Here is a 17,240-nt window from a genome sequence, read left to right as displayed (position 1 = left end):
AGGGACGGCCGCACGAGGAGAAACACAAGATCTTATTCCGGCAGGGACCGAACAGGCGTCCCGTCGGTGTGCTCTCATGGCGCCGCGCGCCGGGGAGCCAAATCTATCAACCAATGGGAGGAATGTTGATGAAATCAGCTATTTACGCAGGTGTGAGCGCCGCAGCGCTGAGCTTGGCCGCAGGCGGCGCGATGGCGCAGGACGCGATCTCGAACGGCTCCGTGAAAATCGGTGTGCTGGGCGATATGTCCGGCGTCTATTCGACCGGTTTCTCGGGCAAGGGCGCTGTCGACGCGGTCAAGATGGCCGTGCGCGACTTCGGCGGCGAAGTTCTCGGCAAGCCGATCGAAGTGATCTCGGCTGACCACCAGAACAAGGCGGATGTCGGTTCGGCCACCGCTCGCGAGTGGATCGACCAGGAACATGTCGACATGATCGCCGACCTGACCAACTCGGCCGTGGCGCTTGCCGTGCAGCAGCTCGCCTCCGAGAAGAAGACCATCACCTTCGCCACCGGCGCTGCCACCGCGGCCCTGACCGGCGAGAACTGCTCGAAATACGGTATCCACTACGGCTACGACACCCACGCGCTGCCGGTCGGCACCGCAACGGCCGTCGTGAAGAATGGCGGCGACAGCTGGTACTTCATCACCGCCGACTACGCCTTCGGTCACGCGCTGCAGGACAACACGTCCTCGGTCGTGGAAGATCTGGGCGGCTCGGTCGTGGGCAGCTCGGACGTGCCGCTGGCAACCACCGACTTCTCCTCCTACCTGCTGCAGGCGCAAAGCTCGGGCGCGAAGGTGATCGGTCTCGCGAATGCGGGTCAGGACACCGTCAACGCCATCAAGCAGGCGCATGAATTCGGCATCGTCGCAGGCGGCCAGCAGCTCGCTGGTATGCTCGTGCTGATCTCGGACGTGAAGTCGCTCGGCACCGACGTCGCCAAGGGCCTCCAGTTCACGAGCGGTTGGTACTGGAACATGGATGACGAGAGCCGGAAGTGGAAAGCGGAGTACGAGAAGTTCTCGGGCGGCGAAGCGCCGACCTTCGTGCACGCGGCCGACTACTCGCTGACCATGGCCTATCTCGAGGCGATCAAGGCGGCTGGCACCGACGACGCCGACAAGGTGCGTGAGCAGCTTGGCAAGATGAAGATCGACGACTTCTTCGCCAAGGGCGGCACGATCCGTCCCGACGGCCTGCTCGAGCATGACATGTATCTGCTCAAGGTGAAGGACGGCGGCGAAGATCCGTGGGACGTGGCCGATGTTGCGCGCACCATTCCGGGCAAAGAGGCCTATGCCTCGCTCGAAGCGGGCGGCTGCAAGCTGGTCAACAAGTGATCTGAACAAACCCTTGGCGCAGGGCGGCATTGCGACCGCCCTGCGCCTGCGTATCAGTCCGAAAGCGAGACCATGAGCGACGATATCATTCTCGAGGCCAAGAACCTGACCAAGAGTTTCGGCGGCTTCGTGGCCGTCAATGACGTGAACCTGCGCATCAAGCGCGGCGCGATCCACGCGATCATCGGCCCGAACGGCGCGGGTAAGACGACGATGTTCAACCTGCTGACGAAATTCATCACGCCCACATCGGGCAAGATCCTCTTCAACGACCGCGATATCACCAATCGCAAACCCGCAGAGATCGCCAATATGGGCATCGTGCGGTCGTTCCAGATTTCCGCCGTGTTCCCGCACCTGACGGCGCTGGAGAACGTGCGCCTCGCGCTGCAGCGCTCGCTGGGCGTGAGCTACCAGTTCTGGCGCTCCAAATCGGTGCTGCACGATCTCGACGCGAAAGCCATCGCGGCGCTCGATCAGGTGGGGCTGAAGGAGTTCGCCCATCTCAAGGCGGTGGAACTGCCCTACGGGCGCAAACGCGCGCTGGAGATCGCGACGACGCTGGGGCTGGAGCCGGAACTCATGCTGCTCGACGAGCCGACCCAAGGCATGGGCACCGAGGACGTGGGCGCCGTGACCGAGCTGATCGGCCGTGTCCGCGAGGGGCGCACCATCGTCATGGTGGAGCATAACCTCGGCGTCGTGGCCGAACTGGCCGACACGATCACCGTGCTGGCGCGCGGCGAAGTGCTGGCCGAAGGGCCCTATTCCGAAGTGTCGAAGAACCCGGCTGTCATGGAGGCCTATATGGGCGTCTCCGCCGACGAGCAGGAGGAGGTCGCATGAGCACCGAAACGATGACCAAACCGATGCTCAAGATCGAGAACCTGCATGCATGGTATGGCGAAAGCCACGTGCTGCACGGGATCAATCTCGAATTGGGCGAGGGGCAGCTGATCACCCTTCTGGGCCGCAACGGCGCGGGCCGGTCGACCACGCTGCGCTCGATCATGGGCATGGTCGATCGCCGCGAAGGCTCGATCAAGATCAATGGCGAGGAATATCTCAACAAGCCCACGCACAAGATCTCGCCCGATGCGCGGATCGGCTATTGCCCCGAGGAGCGTGGCATCTTCGCCTCGCTCAATGTCGAGGAAAACCTGATGCTTCCGCCGAATGTGGGCGAGGGCGGCATGTCGGTGGAGGAACTCTTCGAGATGTTCCCGAACCTCGCCAATGTCCGCAAGCGGATGGGCACGCGGCTTTCGGGCGGCGAACAGCAGATGCTGGCCATCGCGCGCATCCTGCGCACCGGCTCGCGGCTGCTGCTGCTCGACGAGATCACCGAGGGTCTTGCGCCCGTGATCGTGAAAACGCTGGGCCGCGTGATCCGCGACCTGAAATCGCGCGGCTATACGATCGTTCTGGTGGAGCAGAACTTCCGCTTCGCCGCCCCGCTCGCCGACCGCCATTACGTCATCGAACATGGCGAGGTGATCGACGTGATCGAAGCCGATCAGGTCGAAGCCTCGATGGACCGGCTGAACCATTACCTGAGCGTGTAACGAGAAACCGGGCCGGGCTCAGGCGCCCGAGACCCGACAGGGAGGACAACCCCGATGGATCCGATGATCCGACTTATTCTTGCCCAGGGGATGCTGGGCCTAAACAACGGCGTGTTCTACGCGATGCTGAGCCTCGGGCTCGCGGTTATCTTCGGCCTCTTGAACGTGGTCAATTTCGCGCATGGCGCGCTCTATATGCTTGGCGCGTTCCTCGCGCTGATCCTGTATTCCTATGTCGGTCAGTGGATCGGCATGGCGGACCTGCATATCGGCTTCTGGCCGGCGCTGATCCTCGCGCCGATCCTGGTGGCCTGTTTCGGGATGCTGATCGAGCGCTTCCTGCTGCGCAGGCTCTACAAGCTCGACCCGATCTATTCGCTGCTGCTGACCTTCGGGATCACGCTGGTGCTGCAGGGCCTGTTCATCAACTTCTTCAACGCGTCGGGCACGCCCTATCCGGGGATGCCCGAGAGCATGAAGGGCGTGACCAATCTCGGCTTCATGATGTTCCCGAAATACCGCCTCTTCGTGATCGTCTTCTCGATCGTGGTCTGTTTCGTGACCTGGTTCGTGATCGAGCGGACCCGGATCGGCGCGCGGCTGCGCGCGGGCACCGAGAACCCCGAGCTGGTGAAAGCCTTCGGGATCAACGTGCCGCTGATGGTGATGCTGACCTTCGGCTTCGGCACCGGCCTTGCGGGTCTCGCAGGCGTGCTGGCGGCGCCGATCTACTCGGTCAGCCCGCTGATGGGCGCGAACCTGATCATCGTGATCTTCGCGGTCGTCGTGATCGGCGGCATGGGCTCGATTGCGGGGGCGGTGATTACCGGCTTCTCTCTGGGGCTGATCGAGGGCGTGACCAAGGTCTTCTACGCGCCCGCCGCGAATACGGTGATCTTCCTGCTGATGGTGATCGTGCTTCTGGTGCGCCCGTCGGGCCTCTTCGGACGTCAAGGGTGAGGGTGAAGACATGAGCAATACGACAAGTACGACGAGCGACATCGGCGAATTCGAACAGGAAGACGTCAGCCCCGAGACCCATAAGCGCGGCCGCATGGTGCAGGCGGTGTTCTGGGTGGTGCTGCTGGGCTTCCTCGCAGTCGCCCCGTTCTTCCTCTACCCGGTCTTCGTGATGCAGCTGCTGTGCTTTGCGCTGTTCGCGGCGGCCTTCAACCTGCTGATCGGCTTCACCGGCCTTCTCAGCTTCGGCCATGCCGCCTTCTTCGGGGGCGCGGCCTATGTGGCGGGTCATGTGCTGAAGGTCTGGGGCTTCCCGCCGATCCTCGGCATCATCGCGGGCACGCTCGCAGCGGCTGCGATGGGCTGGGTCGTGGGCTCGCTCGCGATCCGCCGGCAGGGTATCTACTTCGCGATGATCACGCTGGCGCTCGCGCAGATCGTGTATTTCTTCGCGCTGCAAATGCCCTTCACCGGGGGCGAGGACGGGTTGCAAGGCATCCCGCGCGGCAACCTGCTGGGCATCTTCAACCTCAGCGATCCGATCACGATGTATTACTTCGTGGCGGCCGTCTTCATCGTCGGCTTCCTCGCGATCTACCGCATCGTGCATTCGCCCTTCGGGCAGGTGCTGCAGGCGATCCGCGAGAACGAGCCGCGCGCGCTGTCGCTGGGCTATAACGTCGACCGGTTCAAGCTGCTGGCCTTCGTGCTGTCGGCGGGTCTGGCGGGTCTTGCGGGCTCGACCAAGGCGCTGGTGTTCCAGTTCGCCTCGCTGACCGACGCGCATTGGCAGATGTCGGGCGAGGTGATCCTGATGACGCTTCTGGGCGGCATGGGCACGATCTTCGGCCCGGTCGTGGGCGCGTTCATCGTGGTCACGCTGCAGCACTTCCTGTCGGGCATCGGCTCGTGGGTGCAGGTCGTGATCGGCGGCACCTTCATTGCCTGCGTGCTGCTGTTCCGCCGCGGCATCGTCGGCGAGATCGCGCGTCTGCTGCGCATTTCGTCGCTGTAAAAACTGGCGTGGCGGGGGCTCTGCCCCCGCGCGTCACGGCCCGCCGCTTGCGCGTCGGGCGTTCGGCGGGGCGTCCTTCCACTGGAAGGTCGCCCTTCCCGCCTCACCCCCCGGGATATTTACGCCAAGAGGAAGAGGGGGCTCAGGGTCTGGGCGCGCGCAGGGCGCGCGGGTTCACCGTCGCCCAGTCCGGCCAATATCCCAGCTTTTCAATGACAACGATCGCGATCACGGCAAGCGCCACGATGGCCACGATCTTCACCTGCGTCATCGACGGCGGGCGACGTGCCCACCGCGCCATGCGCAGCAGCCACGTGTAATTCACGAAGCATCCTCGGTGAAACGCACCTTGCCGATGAAGGGCAGGTTGCGATTGCGCTGCGCGAAGTCGATGCCGTAGCCCACGACGAATTCATCGGGGATCTCGAAGCCGGTCCAGGTCGCGCGCACATCGACCTCGCGCCGCGACGGCTTGTCGAGCAGCGCACAGCATTCGATCCGCCCCGGTTTGCGCGCGCGCAGCATCCCCATGACGTGGTGCAGGGTGAAGCCGGTATCGACGATATCCTCGACCACCAGCACGTCGCGACCCTCGATTCCTGCCCGGAGGTCCTTGAGGATGCGCACCTCGCGCGAGCTGGTCATCGCGTCGCCGTAGCTCGAAGCCTCAAGAAAATCGACCTCCACCGGCAGGTCGATCTCGCGCACCAGATCGGCGATGAACACGAAAGAGCCGCGCAAGAGTCCCACCACGACCAGCTTGTCGGTGCCCTTGAATGTCCGGGTGATCTCGGCGGCCAATTCCTCGACCCGGGCCGCGATCTGCTTGGCCGAAATCATCTGGTCGATCACATAGGGGCGCTGCGTCATGATGTCGGGCCTCGAAACGGGTTGTAGGGCTTGAACTCGGGCTTAGCTTTAGCGCATCAAGAGGCGCAAGAAAACGGGAGAGACATGCCTAAGCATCACGAGAACCGGGTCATGCCCTATAGCGCGCAACAGATCTACGATCTGGTGGCCGATGTGGGGAGCTATCCGAAATTCCTGCCGTGGAATTCGGCAGCCCGCGTGCGCTCGCGCGAGGAACGCCCGGACGGCTCGATCCTGATGCTGGCCGATCTGGTGATCTCGTTCAAAGTGTTCCGCGAGAAGTTCGGCTCGCGCGTGGTGCTGCATCCCGATGAGCATCACATCGAGACCGAATATCTCGACGGGCCGTTCAAATACATGCACAGCCATTGGCGGATGAGCGATCGCGACGACGGCTCCTGCGAGGTCGATTTCCATGTCGATTTCGAGTTCAAGAACGCGATCCTGCAGGGCGTGATCGGGGTCGTCTTCAACGAGGCGATGCAGCGGATCGTGCGCGCCTTCGAGAAACGCGCCGAGGAATTGTACGGGCCGAAGGGCTGAGGGCATCTCGCCTCTGGTGCCACGAAAAAGGCCGCCCACAGGGGCGGCCTTTTCCATTTCGGGTCAAACCCCTGCGATCAGGAGTTCATGTCATAGGCACGCTCGCCATGGGTGGACAGGTCCAGCCCGTTGGTCTCGTGCTCGTCGCTCACCCGCAGCGGGAAGACGAGCCGCACCAGCATCGCCAGAACCCAGCTGCCCGCGACGGTGAAGACGCCGACCACGGCCAGCGCGCCAAGCTGCGCGACAAAGGAGCCATGGCCGAAGACCGCGATCATGATCGTGCCGAAGATGCCGCCCACGCCGTGGACTGCGAAGACGTCGAGGCTGTCGTCGACATGCAGCTTCTCGCGGATCAGCACGACGAATTCCTGACAGATGATCCCGGCGGCGAAGCCGATCACCAGCGCTTCGATCGGACCCACGAAGCCCGAGGCCGGGGTGATCGAGGCCAGACCCGCGATCGTGCCGGTCACGAGGCCCACCATCGAGGCGCGGCCGAACTTGATGCGCTCCCACAGCGCCCAGCTGAGCGAGGCGGCGGCGGCGGAGATATGGGTGACGGTGATCGCCATGCCGGCCACACCATCGGCGGCCAGCTCCGAACCGCCGTTGAAGCCGAACCAGCCGACCCACAGGAGCCCTGCGCCCATCGCGACCATGCCCGGGTTATGCGGCGGCGTGGTGCGCTTGGCGCGCGGGCCGATCATCAGCGCCAGCACGAGGGCCGCGAGACCCGCGGTTTCGTGCACCACGATGCCGCCCGCGAAATCCTTGGTGCCGACCGCGCCCCAGATGCCGCCATCAGCCATGATACCGCCGCCCCAGATCCAATGCGCGACGGGCGCGTAGATCAGCAGCATCCAAAGGCCGGTGAAGACCATCACGAAGCCGTAGTTGATCCGCTCCACGAAGGCGCCGACGATCAGCGCGGGGGTGATGATCGCGAAGGTCATCTGGAAGCCGAAGAAGACGATCTCGGGGATTGAGCCCGACAGCGTATCGGGCGTGATGCCCAGCAGCGCGAATTTACCCAAACCGCCCCAATAGCCATTGGCGTCCCCGAAGGCGATCGAATAGCCGAACAGCAGCCACAGCACGCTCATCAGCGCCGCGATCGAGAAACACTGCATGAAGATCGACAGCACGTTGCGCGCCCGCACGAGCCCGCCGTAAAACAGCGCCAGCCCCGGCAGCGTCATCAGCAAAACCAGCGCCGTCGCCACCATGATCCACGCGGTATCGGCCGCGTTCATCCCCGCTTCCATCTGGACAAATCCTCCTCGAAATTCCCTCTGGAGGGCAGGGGCCATAAGCACGGCGCGCAATAAAGAGACATTTGGTGCAAAACCCGCCTATTCGCGCGTCACTTTTGGAACTGCGCGAAAAATAAGCGATACGGGACGGGTATGCCCGATGCGTAGGCGAAAAAGAGTCAGGCTTGCGCCGCGGACAACAGCAGGGCGAGCGCGTGATCGCGGGCCGCTTCGCGCACCTTGTCGCGGCCGAGCGCACCGAATTCGACCGTCTCGACCCGGCTTTCGGTGCCCTCGCGGGCAAGGCCGAAACAGACGCGGCCCTCGGGTTTGAACACCGATCCACCGGGGCCCGCGATGCCGGTGATCGCGACCGCGATCTGGGCGTGGGAGTGGCTCAGCGCGCCCTCGGCCATCTCGCGCGCGACAGGCTCCGAGACCGCGCCATGGGTGTCGAGGCTTTCCGCGCTGACGCCCAGCATCTCGCGTTTGGCGTCATTGGTGTAGGTGACGAAGCCGCGCTCCACCACCGCCGAGGATCCCGGAATATCGGTGAGCGCTGCGGCGACCATGCCGCCGGTGCAGCTCTCAGCGGTCGCGACCATCAGGCCGCGCGCCTTGCAGGCATCGAGAACGTCCGACGCGCGGCTCATCCCATCATGCCCAGAAAGACGATGTGGTAGAGACCTGCGAGGATGATCGACACGATCCCGGCGAAGACCCCGGCCCAGATGTCGTCGAGCATCACGCCCGTCGCGTCATGGCGGCGATCGGCGCGACCCACGAGCCACGGCTTCCAGATGTCGAACAGCCGAAACAGCAGGAACGCCGCGACCGGGCCGGGCCAGACCATATGTAGATCGACCCCGGTGGAGAGACCTCGCTGCCAGAAGCCGAAGGCCGGGAATAGGAGCGCCACCCATTGGCCCGCCACCTCGTCGATCACGATCTCGGAGGGGTCGTCTTCGCTGTCGCCCAGCTGCGCGCGCACCGACCAGAAGCCAAGCGCGGTGACCGCAATGGTGGCGATCACCAGCGGGATGAAGCCCAGCCAATGCTCGATCGCCCAGCCGATCAGCACCGCGACCAGCGAGCCCCAGGTGCCCGGCGCGGGTTTCAGCAAGCCGACAAATCCGACCGTGTTGATGGCGCGCAGCATGGGGTTACTCCTTGATCAATGTGGCAGTGGCGATGGCGGCGATGCCTTCCTCGCGTCCGGTGAAACCCAGACGCTCCGAGGTAGTGGCCTTGACCGAGATCCGGCCCGGCTCGATCCCGATGATGCGGGCCAGAGCCTGCGCCATTTCAGCGGCATGCGGGCCGATCTTGGGGCGCTCGCAGATCAGCGTGACATCGGCATTGCCCAGACGAAAGCCCCGCGTCTCGGCCAGTTTCACCGCGTGATCGAGGAAAATCTCCGACGCGGCGCCTTTCCATTGCGGGTCCGATGGCGGGAAATGCCGCCCGATATCGCCCTCGGCCAGCGCGCCATAGATCGCATCGGTCAGCGCATGCATGCCCACATCGGCATCGGAATGACCCTTGAGCTTCTTGTCATGCGGCACCGCGACCCCGCAGAGCGTCACATGATCGCCCGGCTCGAACGCGTGCACGTCGTACCCATGGCCCAAACGGATATCCATCTTGTCTCCCAACAGTCTCTCGGCCCGGGCGAAATCCTCCGGGTAGGTGATCTTCAGATTGTCTTCCGAGCCGCGCGTGATCGCAACCGAAAGACCGGCGGCGCGGGCCACTTCCACGTCATCGGCAGCCCCGCCCGGATGAGCGCGATGGGCGCTCAGGATCGCGTCGAAATCGAAGCCCTGCGGGGTCTGCGCGCGGTAGAGCCCGCTGCGGTCCTGCGTGCCGGTGACCTGACCGTTCTCGCCGGTCCAGAGCGCATCCGACACGGGCAGGGCGGGCGCTGCCGCCTGTGCGCTGTCGAGCGCCTCGAGCACGCCATCGATCACCGCGCGGCTGACCAGCGGACGCGCGCCGTCATGGATCAGCACTTTCTCGACGCCCGAGCCCTCGAGCATTTCCAGCGCATTGCGCACCGAGGCATCGCGGCTCGCACCGCCCGCACAAAGCGCGACCTCGCCCTGAAACTGCGCGATGCCGCGTGTCATGTCTTCGGGATGCAGAACGACCACGATCCGCCCGATGCCTTTGAAAGCGGCAACGGTATGGGCCAGCACCGGCTGCCCCGCGAGGCTCTGCCATTGCTTCGGGGTTTCTCCGCCAGCGCGGGTGCCACGCCCGGCGGCGACGATGATGATGGCGTTGCTCATGGCGGCTCCCTGATCGCCCAAGGGCTTAGGCGAAGACGCGGCTCTGCGCAATCGGTGCCGCCGGACGCGATACGCTGCGGGATGTGACAACTGGCCACAGTTAAGTGATTAAAAATTAGGCGAGTGCTGATTTTCCCACCTAAAAAGGGGTGGACGCAATTGTGATTCTTTGGTCAAACGCCTAATTCGAAGGAAGACGAGTGACAGGACACCTCCGTGCCGCAGATTTTAGTTCTCGACGACATCACACTGACCCCACCGGTCTTTCTCGCGCCCATGGCCGGGATCACCGACCTTCCGTTCCGGCGGATGGTGGCGCGTTTCGGCGCGGGTCTTGTCGTGTCCGAGATGGTGGCCTCGGGAGAGATGCTGACCGCGAAACCCTCGGTGCGCGCGAAAGCACGGGTCGAGATGGGGCTGGAGCTGCCGACTTCGGTGCAGCTTGCCGGGCGCGAGCCCGGACCGATGGCGGAGGCCGCGAAGATGGTCGCCGACATGGGTGCGCGGATCATCGACATCAATATGGGCTGCCCGGCCAAGAAGGTGACGGGCGGGGCCTCGGGCTCGGCGCTAATGCGCGATCCCGATCATGCGCTGCGGCTGATCGAGGCGACAGTGGGCGCGGTCGACCTGCCGGTGACGCTGAAGATGCGGCTGGGCTGGTGCGACGATACGCATAACGCGGCCGAGATCGCGCGCCGGGCCGAGGCCGCGGGCGTGAAGATGATCGTCGTGCATGGGCGCACGCGGATGCAGTTCTACAAAGGCAGCGCCGATTGGGAAGCGATTGCCGAGACGGTCGATGCGGTCTCGATCCCGGTGATCGCCAATGGCGACGTGGTTGATGCGAATTCCGCGCGCGCAGCGCTTGCGCAATCGGGCGCGGCGGGGGTGATGATCGGTCGCGGGGCGCAGGGCGCGCCGTGGCGGCTGGCTGAAATCGGGCACGAAATCTTTGGATCGCCGAAGCCGCAGGTTCCTTATGGGAATGCGCTTTGCGATTACATTTCAGAGCATTACGAGGCGATCTTGAGTTTCTACGGACGTGATCTCGGGCTGCGTCTCGCGCGCAAACATCTGGGCTGGTATTGCGAGGCGGCGAATGCGCCGCTGCGCGCCGAGATGATGGTCAGCCAGACGCCGGAGGCGACCTTGTCGCTGATCGAGCGCGCTTTCGGGGAAAGGTGCGCCGCATGAACCTTCCGGCCCCCGGCATCATCTGGACCTCGCTTCCGACCCCGGCTTTGCTGATCGATGGCGACGATTTCGTCGACGAAGTGAACCCGGCCGCCGAACTGTTCCTTAACCTCTCCGCCAAGGCGCTGCGAGGGAAGGCGATCGGCGAAAGGCTTGCGATTTCCGCACCTTTGGAGGAAATCTTCTATCGGGTCCGGAAGAACCGCGCCTCGCTCTTCGTTAACGATGTCGAGCTGACGACGGGCGAGAAAGCCCCGGTGCAATGCAATCTGCAAGCCGCCCCCGTCGGCGAAGACCCCGACCGGGTGTTGCTGCTGATCGAGCCGCGCGAACTCGCTGATCGGCTGGGCCGCGCGAGTCTCGTGAAATCGGCGGCGCGCTCGGCCATCGGCATGGCGGAGATGCTGGCCCATGAGATCAAGAACCCGCTCGCCGGGATCGCTGGCGCGGCCCAGCTTCTGAGCATGAACTTGTCCGGCGAAGACCTTGAATTGACGGACCTAATCGTCGACGAGACGCGCCGGATCGTGAAGCTGCTCGAACAGGTCGAACAGTTCGGCAACGTCCGCGCGCCCGAGAAGAAGCCGGTCAATATCCATGACGTGCTCGACCGCGCGCGCAAATCCGCAGGCGTCGGCTTCGGTGCGCATATGACGATCAAGGAGGATTACGATCCCTCGCTGCCGCCGACGCTGGGCGATGCGGATCAATTGACTCAAGTCTTCCTGAACCTGTTGAAGAATGCCGCAGAAGCCTCTGAAGGGAATGGGAATATCAAGATCCGCACCTTCTACGAGCATAGCCTGCGTCTGCGTCGCGCCGATGGATCGGGGCAGCCGCTGCCGCTGCAGATCGAGATCATCGACGACGGCCCCGGCATCCCGCCGGAAATCTCCAACGAGATCTTCGAGCCCTTCGTTTCGGGCCGTGAAAATGGCACGGGGCTTGGCCTCGCGCTTGTCTCGAAGATCATCAATGATCACGACGGCTGGGTCACGCTCGACTCGGTCCCGGGCAAGACCCGGTTTCGCATTTCACTTCCCGTTGCGCCAAAGGAGGCCTGATCCATGGACGGCACCGTACTTGTCGCGGATGACGATCGCACAATCCGCACCGTTCTGACCCAGGCCCTGACCCGTGCGGGCTGCAAGGTTCATGCCACTGCCTCGCTCGTGACGCTGATGCGCTGGGTCGAAGAGGGCAAAGGCGATCTGGTGATCTCGGATGTGATCATGCCCGACGGAAACGGGCTCGAGGCGCTGCCGAAGATCTCCGAGGAACGCCCGGGCCTGCCGGTCATCGTGATCTCTGCGCAGAACACGATCATGACCGCGATCCAGGCGGCCGAGGCCGAGGCTTACGATTATCTGCCCAAACCGTTCGATCTGCCGGACCTGATGAAGCGCGCGCAAAAGGCGCTGGAGCAGAAGCGCCGCAGCCCGACCGCCCCGCGCGAGATCGAAGGCGGCGGCGATGCGGGCGATCTGCCTCTGGTCGGGCGGACGCCGGCGATGCAAGAGCTTTACCGGCTTGTCGCACGGGTGATGAATGCCGATCTCGCGGTGCTGATCGCGGGTGAGAGCGGAACGGGTAAGTCACTGATTGCGAAGGCCATTCACGACTTTTCCGACCGCCGGACGCTGCCCTTCGTAGTGGCGCAGGCGGGCGATCTGCAGGGCGCGGACGGCCCGGCGGCTCTGGTGGCGAAGGCCAAGGGCGGCTCGCTCGTCTTCGACGAGGTTGGCGATTACGACGACGACACGCAGGCGCGGATCGTGCGGATGCTCGACGCGCTGCCCGATCCCGCGCCGCGGATCATGGCGACGACGCAGATCGACCTCGCGGGGCTGATGGAGGCGGGCAAGTTCCGTCAGGACCTGTTCTACCGCCTCGGCGGTGTGACGCTGAACGTGCCGTCCTTACGCGAGCGGGTCGAGGATATCCCGCTTCTGGCCGAGCATTTCCTCGCCCGGGCCGAACGCGACGGGCTGGGTCTGCGCCGCTTCACGCCCGAGGCGCTGCAACTCGTGCGCGCCTATTCCTGGCCCGGCAACGTGCGCCAGCTGGAGAACACAATCCGCCGTCTCGCGGTGACCTCGCCCGAGGAAGAAATCACCCGCGCCGAGGCGGAATTCGTGCTGGGCAACCAGCCCGCGATCGAGCCGCTGCGCCAAGGCGGCGAGGGCGAGAAGCTCTCCGCCTCCATCGCGCGCCACCTGCGGCGCTATTTCGACCTTCACGGCGGGACGCTGCCGCCTCCGGGCCTTTACGACCGGATTTTGAAGGAAATGGAGGCGCCGCTGATCGAAATCGCGCTCGATGCGACCGGTGGCAATCAGGCCAGATGTGCCGATCTGCTCGGCATCAACCGCAATACGTTGCGTAAAAAGATCACCGATCTGGATATTCAGGTGACACGCCGTCGCAAACTGATGTAAACCCGCAACAGGGGCCTGTGGCTTTCCGTTCACACGGATTCGCGAGCCACGGTCTGGAATGAGGGGGCATTTGTGCAGGGCAGCACGGCATATCGCTCAGGCTGGGACCGTTTGGCGCGCTTTCGCCGCCAGAAGCGGGTGCGCAACCTGTTTACCTTCGGTCTGGTCGTGCTGGGCCCGGCGCTCGCGATTGCGACCTTTATAGTCCTCGGGCCCTTGGGACAGGGGGCGGACAGCACCGCGCTGCGCCTGATCCTGCTTGCCGATTTCGTCTATTTCCTGCTGCTCGCCGGTCTGATCCTGATGCGGCTGGTGCAGATCATCGCCGCAAGGCGTGCCCATTCCGCCGGATCGCGGCTGACCCTGCGCCTCACCGGCGTGTTCGCGGGCATCGCGCTGGTGCCGACGATCCTCGTCGCGGTCTTCGCGTTCCTCACGGTGAATATCGGTCTCGAGGGTTGGTTCTCGGATCGCGTGCGCTCGGTCGTGGGCACGTCGCTTCAGGCCGCCGAGGCCTATCAGTCCGAGCATAAGCGCGATCTGGTGCAGGACAGCCGGGCGCTCGCGAATTTCCTCAATCTGCGGCGGCAGGCCTCGACCTTCATGTCCGATGGCGAACTGCGCGAATTGCTGATCACCGGGCAGGCGGGCATCCAGCGCGGCGTGAAAGAGGCCTATGTAATCGATGGCACGGGTCGGATCGTGGCCCGCGGGGATCGCTCCTATCTCTTTGATTACGAAGAACCTTCTCCGCGCGACATCGTCGAGGCGCAGAAGGGCGAGACGGTGCTGATCGAGGATTGGCCGAACTCGGAATTGCGCGCGCTGATCCGGCTCGATGCCTTCGTGGACCGCTATCTCTATATCTCGCGCAAGGTGGATGGGCAGATCCTCGCGCTCTTGGACAAGACGCGCGAGACGGTGACGCTCTATCAGCAATTGGAAAGCGCGCGCGGTCGGGTGATCTTCGAATTCGGGCTCGTCTATTTCGGCTTCGCGCTGATTCTGATCCTCGCCGCGGTGTGGATGGGGCTGTGGTTCGCAGAACGCCTGTCGCGCCCCATCGGGCGGCTTGCCGCCGCGGCGGAGCGGGTCGGGTCGGGCGATCTGGATGCGCGGGTGATCGAAGCCGAGGGCGACGACGAGATCGCGACATTGGGCGAGGCGTTCAACCGGATGACTGGACAGTTGAAGGGCCAGCGTATGGCCCTGATCGAGAACCACCGCGAGACCGAGGAACGCCGACGGATGTTCGACTCCGTGCTGTCCTCTGTTACCTCGGGGGTGATCGGGCTGGACGCAGACGGGCGGATAGACTTCGTGAACCGGGCCGCGATGACCTTGCTGGCGCTCGATAGCACGCGTGACAATGCCCGCGACCTCTCGACCGCCGTTCCGGAATTCGTCGGGCTTTACAATCGCTTGCAGGACGGTCTTAACGAGGTCGCGCAAGAGGAGATCCGGGTCTCGCGCGGTGGGCGGCTGGAAAGTCTGCTGGTGCGCATGGCGGTGCGGCGCAACGATCTGGGCACGCCCGAGGGCTATGTGGTGGCTTTCGAGGATGTGACCGATCTGGTCTCGGCGCAGCGGATGGCGGCATGGGGCGATGTGGCGCGGCGCATCGCGCATGAGATCAAGAACCCGCTCACGCCGATCCAGCTTTCCGCCGAGCGGATCAAGCGCAAATTCGGCAAGATGACCGAGGGCGAAGATCTTGAAACGCTCAATCAGCTCACCGGCGTGATTGTGCGGCAAACCAATGACTTGCGGCGCATTGTTGATGAATTCTCGCGCTTCGCCCGGATGCCCGAGCCCGACCGCGCCGATCACGATCTGGCGCAACTCGTGCGCGACGCCGCGACCCTGCAGCAAGACAGCCTGCATGGCGCGAAACTGGTGACGGATGTCCCGACCGAGCCGGTGATCGTCGAGCTGGACGCGACGATGATTTCGCAAGCGGTGACGAACCTTGTGAAGAACGCTGGCGAAGCGATTGAATCCTATACGGAAAAAGGCAACGTGGAAGATGGCTTCGCGCCCGAGGTTCGCCTCGATATGCAGGTCGCGCCCGAGCATGTGACGATCCATATCGCGGATAACGGGATCGGCCTGCCGCCCGACCGCTCGCGGCTGTTCGAGCCTTACGTTACGACGCGCGAGAAAGGCACCGGGCTGGGCCTTCCCATCGTCAAGAAGATCATTGAGGAACATGGTGGAACGCTGACTCTGAGCGACGCGCCCGCCTTTGCAGAGGGTGCCCATCGCGGGGCGCTCGCCGAAATCAGGCTCCCACGCGCCCGAGCAGCGCTCAGAGCCATCAAGGAGAGGGGCGAAGCCCCCGGGGAAGTGACATGAGCGACATTCTGATCGTCGACGACGAGAAAGACATCCGCGAGCTGATCGCCGACATCCTGCGCGACGAAGGCTTCAAGACACGGCTCGCGGCGAATTCCAACGAGTGCATGGACGAGATCAACGCGCAGGAACCGGCGCTGATGATCCTCGATATCTGGCTGAAGGACAGCAAGATGGACGGGATCGACATCCTCAAGACGGTCAAGCGCGACAACCCGGACGTGCCGGTCATCATCATCTCGGGCCACGGCAATATCGAGATCGCGGTGGCGGCGATCAAGCAGGGCGCTTACGACTTCATCGAGAAGCCCTTCAATATCGACCAGCTGATGGTGGTGATTTCGCGCGCGATGGAGACGGCGCGGCTGCGGCGCGAGAACTCGACGCTGAAGCGCCGCGACATGTCCTCTGGCGAGATGATCGGCGACTCGGCGGCGTACCGGCGGCTGAAGGATCAGCTCGACAAGGTGACCAAGTCCAATGGCCGGGTGATGCTGACGGGCGAGCCGGGCTCGGGCAAGGAAATGGCCGCGCGCTATATCCACCAGTTCTCGACCCGCGCGGCGGGGCCGTTCATCACCGTGAATTCCGCCTCGATCGAACCCGACCGGATGGAAGAGGTGCTGTTCGGGCGCGAGACCCCCGAGCGCGGCGTCGAAAAGGGCCTTCTGGAGCAAGCCCATGGCGGGGTGATCTATTTCGACGAGGTGGCCGAGATGCCGCTCGGCACGCAGTCGAAAATCCTGCGGGTTTTGACCGAGCAGCAATTCCTGCGCGTGGGCGGGGCCGACAAGGTCCGTGTCGATCTGAGGGTGATCTCGTCGACGACCCGCGATCTGATGACGCAGATCCGCGAAGGGCATTTCCGGCAGGAGCTCTACGACCGGCTGAACGTCGTGCCGATCGAGGTGCCGCCGCTCTCGGAGCGGCGCGAGGACGTGCCGCTTCTGGCCGATCATTTCCTGCGCGGGTTCAACGAGACCCAGGGCCTGCCACTGCGGGAAATCTCGGAAGAGGCCGCGGCGCTGATGCAGACGATGGACTGGCCGGGCAATGTCCGCCAGCTGCGCAACGTGATCGAGCGGGTGCTGATCCTCGGCGAAGGCACGGGCGCGATCGAGGCGCGCGAGCTGCCCGGGCAGGAAGGCCCGGCTGACGAGGGGCGCATCGTTCTGGGCGGCGCGCTCGCCACGCTGCCTTTGCGCGAGGCGCGCGAGCTGTTCGAGCGCGAATACCTGCTCACCCAGATCAACCGCTTCGGGGGCAACATCTCGCGCACCGCGAATTTCGTCGGCATGGAGCGCTCGGCGCTGCACCGCAAACTCAAATCGCTCGGCGTCGTCACCACGAACAAGGCCGGCGCCCGCGTCGCCCAATTCGACGGCGGCGAGGAGTAACGAAAAA

Annotated in this window: 17 protein-coding genes; 11 read left to right on the top strand and 6 right to left on the bottom strand. The window is 64.1% G+C overall.

Going from position 1 to position 17,240, the window contains the following annotated elements:
* Positions 1-128 precede the first annotated feature (128 nt).
* The 5 genes from AXZ77_RS10325 to AXZ77_RS10305 all read left to right on the top strand — a co-directional run bounded on the left by AXZ77_RS10325 (position 129) and on the right by AXZ77_RS10305 (position 4,886).
* Entirely contained in the window at positions 129-1,346 is a 1,218-nt protein-coding gene (locus AXZ77_RS10325; protein WP_098411083.1) for an ABC transporter substrate-binding protein, read from the top strand.
* A gap of 72 nt (positions 1,347-1,418) precedes the next feature.
* Positions 1,419-2,192, top strand: coding sequence for an ABC transporter ATP-binding protein (locus AXZ77_RS10320; RefSeq protein WP_098411082.1), 774 nt, complete (start codon positions 1,419-1,421; stop codon positions 2,190-2,192).
* An 11-nt stretch (positions 2,193-2,203) separates the two neighbouring features.
* Entirely contained in the window at positions 2,204-2,911 is a 708-nt protein-coding gene (locus AXZ77_RS10315; RefSeq protein ID WP_218000515.1) for an ABC transporter ATP-binding protein, read from the top strand.
* Positions 2,912-2,974: 63 nt separating this feature from the next.
* Positions 2,975-3,871 (top strand): branched-chain amino acid ABC transporter permease, encoded by an 897-nt coding sequence (locus AXZ77_RS10310; RefSeq protein ID WP_232621600.1) that lies wholly within the window; start codon positions 2,975-2,977, stop codon positions 3,869-3,871.
* Between the two features lie 94 nt (positions 3,872-3,965).
* Positions 3,966-4,886, top strand: coding sequence for a branched-chain amino acid ABC transporter permease (locus AXZ77_RS10305; RefSeq protein WP_078521040.1), 921 nt, complete (start codon positions 3,966-3,968; stop codon positions 4,884-4,886).
* A gap of 142 nt (positions 4,887-5,028) precedes the next feature.
* Here the strand turns inward: AXZ77_RS10305 and AXZ77_RS10300 are convergent, their stop codons facing one another.
* Positions 5,029-5,211, bottom strand: a complete 183-nt coding sequence (locus AXZ77_RS10300) for a hypothetical protein (protein ID WP_098411081.1) — start codon at positions 5,209-5,211, stop codon at positions 5,029-5,031.
* On the bottom strand, positions 5,208-5,756 hold the full coding sequence (gene hpt / locus AXZ77_RS10295) for a hypoxanthine phosphoribosyltransferase (protein WP_078520791.1): 549 nt from the start codon (positions 5,754-5,756) through the stop codon (positions 5,208-5,210). Before hpt ends, AXZ77_RS10300 begins: the two co-directional genes overlap by 4 nt.
* An 84-nt stretch (positions 5,757-5,840) precedes the next feature.
* On the opposite strand from hpt, the gene AXZ77_RS10290 reads away from it, so the two are divergent.
* Entirely contained in the window at positions 5,841-6,299 is a 459-nt protein-coding gene (locus AXZ77_RS10290) for a type II toxin-antitoxin system RatA family toxin (protein ID WP_078520790.1), read from the top strand.
* Positions 6,300-6,376: 77 nt separating this feature from the next.
* Here AXZ77_RS10290 and AXZ77_RS10285 read toward each other — a convergent pair whose 3' ends face one another.
* The 4 genes from AXZ77_RS10285 to AXZ77_RS10270 form a co-directional block, all read right to left on the bottom strand.
* Complete coding sequence (locus AXZ77_RS10285) at positions 6,377-7,555, bottom strand: ammonium transporter (RefSeq protein WP_098412512.1); 1,179 nt, start codon at positions 7,553-7,555, stop codon at positions 6,377-6,379.
* A gap of 179 nt (positions 7,556-7,734) precedes the next feature.
* Positions 7,735-8,208, bottom strand: coding sequence for a CinA family protein (locus AXZ77_RS10280; protein ID WP_098411080.1), 474 nt, complete (start codon positions 8,206-8,208; stop codon positions 7,735-7,737).
* Complete coding sequence (locus AXZ77_RS10275; protein ID WP_098411079.1) at positions 8,205-8,714, bottom strand: phosphatidylglycerophosphatase A; 510 nt, start codon at positions 8,712-8,714, stop codon at positions 8,205-8,207. Before AXZ77_RS10275 ends, AXZ77_RS10280 begins: the two co-directional genes overlap by 4 nt.
* A 4-nt stretch (positions 8,715-8,718) precedes the next feature.
* Complete coding sequence (locus AXZ77_RS10270; protein ID WP_098411078.1) at positions 8,719-9,846, bottom strand: bifunctional 2-C-methyl-D-erythritol 4-phosphate cytidylyltransferase/2-C-methyl-D-erythritol 2,4-cyclodiphosphate synthase; 1,128 nt, start codon at positions 9,844-9,846, stop codon at positions 8,719-8,721.
* A gap of 216 nt (positions 9,847-10,062) precedes the next feature.
* On the opposite strand from AXZ77_RS10270, the gene dusB reads away from it, so the two are divergent.
* From dusB to AXZ77_RS10245, 5 genes are all read left to right on the top strand, one after another.
* Entirely contained in the window at positions 10,063-11,043 is a 981-nt protein-coding gene (gene dusB / locus AXZ77_RS10265) for a tRNA dihydrouridine synthase DusB (protein ID WP_255266467.1), read from the top strand.
* Positions 11,040-12,107: a nitrogen regulation protein NR(II) gene (locus tag AXZ77_RS10260; protein ID WP_098411076.1), complete on the top strand. Its 1,068-nt coding sequence runs from the start codon at positions 11,040-11,042 to the stop codon at positions 12,105-12,107. The genes dusB and AXZ77_RS10260 overlap by 4 nt, the downstream gene beginning before the upstream one ends.
* Before the next feature lie 3 nt (positions 12,108-12,110).
* The gene (locus tag AXZ77_RS10255; protein WP_078550200.1) at positions 12,111-13,481 is read left to right on the top strand and encodes a response regulator; all 1,371 of its coding nucleotides are present in this window, start codon (positions 12,111-12,113) and stop codon (positions 13,479-13,481) included.
* Between the two features lie 111 nt (positions 13,482-13,592).
* Positions 13,593-15,836 (top strand): PAS domain-containing sensor histidine kinase, encoded by a 2,244-nt coding sequence (locus AXZ77_RS10250; protein WP_098412511.1) that lies wholly within the window; start codon positions 13,593-13,595, stop codon positions 15,834-15,836.
* On the top strand, positions 15,833-17,233 hold the full coding sequence (locus AXZ77_RS10245; protein WP_098411075.1) for a sigma-54 dependent transcriptional regulator: 1,401 nt from the start codon (positions 15,833-15,835) through the stop codon (positions 17,231-17,233). The genes AXZ77_RS10250 and AXZ77_RS10245 overlap by 4 nt, the downstream gene beginning before the upstream one ends.
* Positions 17,234-17,240: the final 7 nt, after the last annotated feature.

It is taken from the genome of Thioclava sp. ES.031 (assembly GCF_002563775.1).
In the GTDB taxonomy this organism is placed as follows: Bacteria; Pseudomonadota; Alphaproteobacteria; order Rhodobacterales; family Rhodobacteraceae; genus Thioclava.
The sequence above is the reverse complement of the archived record's forward strand: the minus strand, read 5'-3'. Positions and strand labels throughout refer to the sequence as shown.

Excerpts from the sequence above, each read along its gene's own strand:
- AXZ77_RS10275 (WP_098411079.1), bottom strand. The coding sequence starts at position 8,714 with ATGCTGCGCGCCATCAACACGGTCGGATTTGTCGGCTTGCTGAAACCC.
- AXZ77_RS10315 (WP_218000515.1), top strand. The coding sequence starts at position 2,204 with ATGACCAAACCGATGCTCAAGATCGAGAACCTGCATGCATGGTATGGC.
- AXZ77_RS10260 (WP_098411076.1), top strand. The coding sequence starts at position 11,040 with ATGAACCTTCCGGCCCCCGGCATCATCTGGACCTCGCTTCCGACCCCG.
- AXZ77_RS10325 (WP_098411083.1), top strand. The coding sequence starts at position 129 with ATGAAATCAGCTATTTACGCAGGTGTGAGCGCCGCAGCGCTGAGCTTG.
- AXZ77_RS10245 (WP_098411075.1), top strand. The coding sequence starts at position 15,833 with ATGAGCGACATTCTGATCGTCGACGACGAGAAAGACATCCGCGAGCTG.
- hpt (WP_078520791.1), bottom strand. The coding sequence starts at position 5,756 with ATGACGCAGCGCCCCTATGTGATCGACCAGATGATTTCGGCCAAGCAG.
- AXZ77_RS10305 (WP_078521040.1), top strand. The coding sequence starts at position 3,966 with ATGGTGCAGGCGGTGTTCTGGGTGGTGCTGCTGGGCTTCCTCGCAGTC.
- AXZ77_RS10285 (WP_098412512.1), bottom strand. The coding sequence starts at position 7,555 with ATGAACGCGGCCGATACCGCGTGGATCATGGTGGCGACGGCGCTGGTT.
- AXZ77_RS10270 (WP_098411078.1), bottom strand. The coding sequence starts at position 9,846 with ATGAGCAACGCCATCATCATCGTCGCCGCCGGGCGTGGCACCCGCGCT.
- AXZ77_RS10290 (WP_078520790.1), top strand. The coding sequence starts at position 5,841 with ATGCCTAAGCATCACGAGAACCGGGTCATGCCCTATAGCGCGCAACAG.
- AXZ77_RS10255 (WP_078550200.1), top strand. The coding sequence starts at position 12,111 with ATGGACGGCACCGTACTTGTCGCGGATGACGATCGCACAATCCGCACC.
- AXZ77_RS10320 (WP_098411082.1), top strand. The coding sequence starts at position 1,419 with ATGAGCGACGATATCATTCTCGAGGCCAAGAACCTGACCAAGAGTTTC.
- AXZ77_RS10310 (WP_232621600.1), top strand. The coding sequence starts at position 2,975 with ATGATCCGACTTATTCTTGCCCAGGGGATGCTGGGCCTAAACAACGGC.
- AXZ77_RS10280 (WP_098411080.1), bottom strand. The coding sequence starts at position 8,208 with ATGAGCCGCGCGTCGGACGTTCTCGATGCCTGCAAGGCGCGCGGCCTG.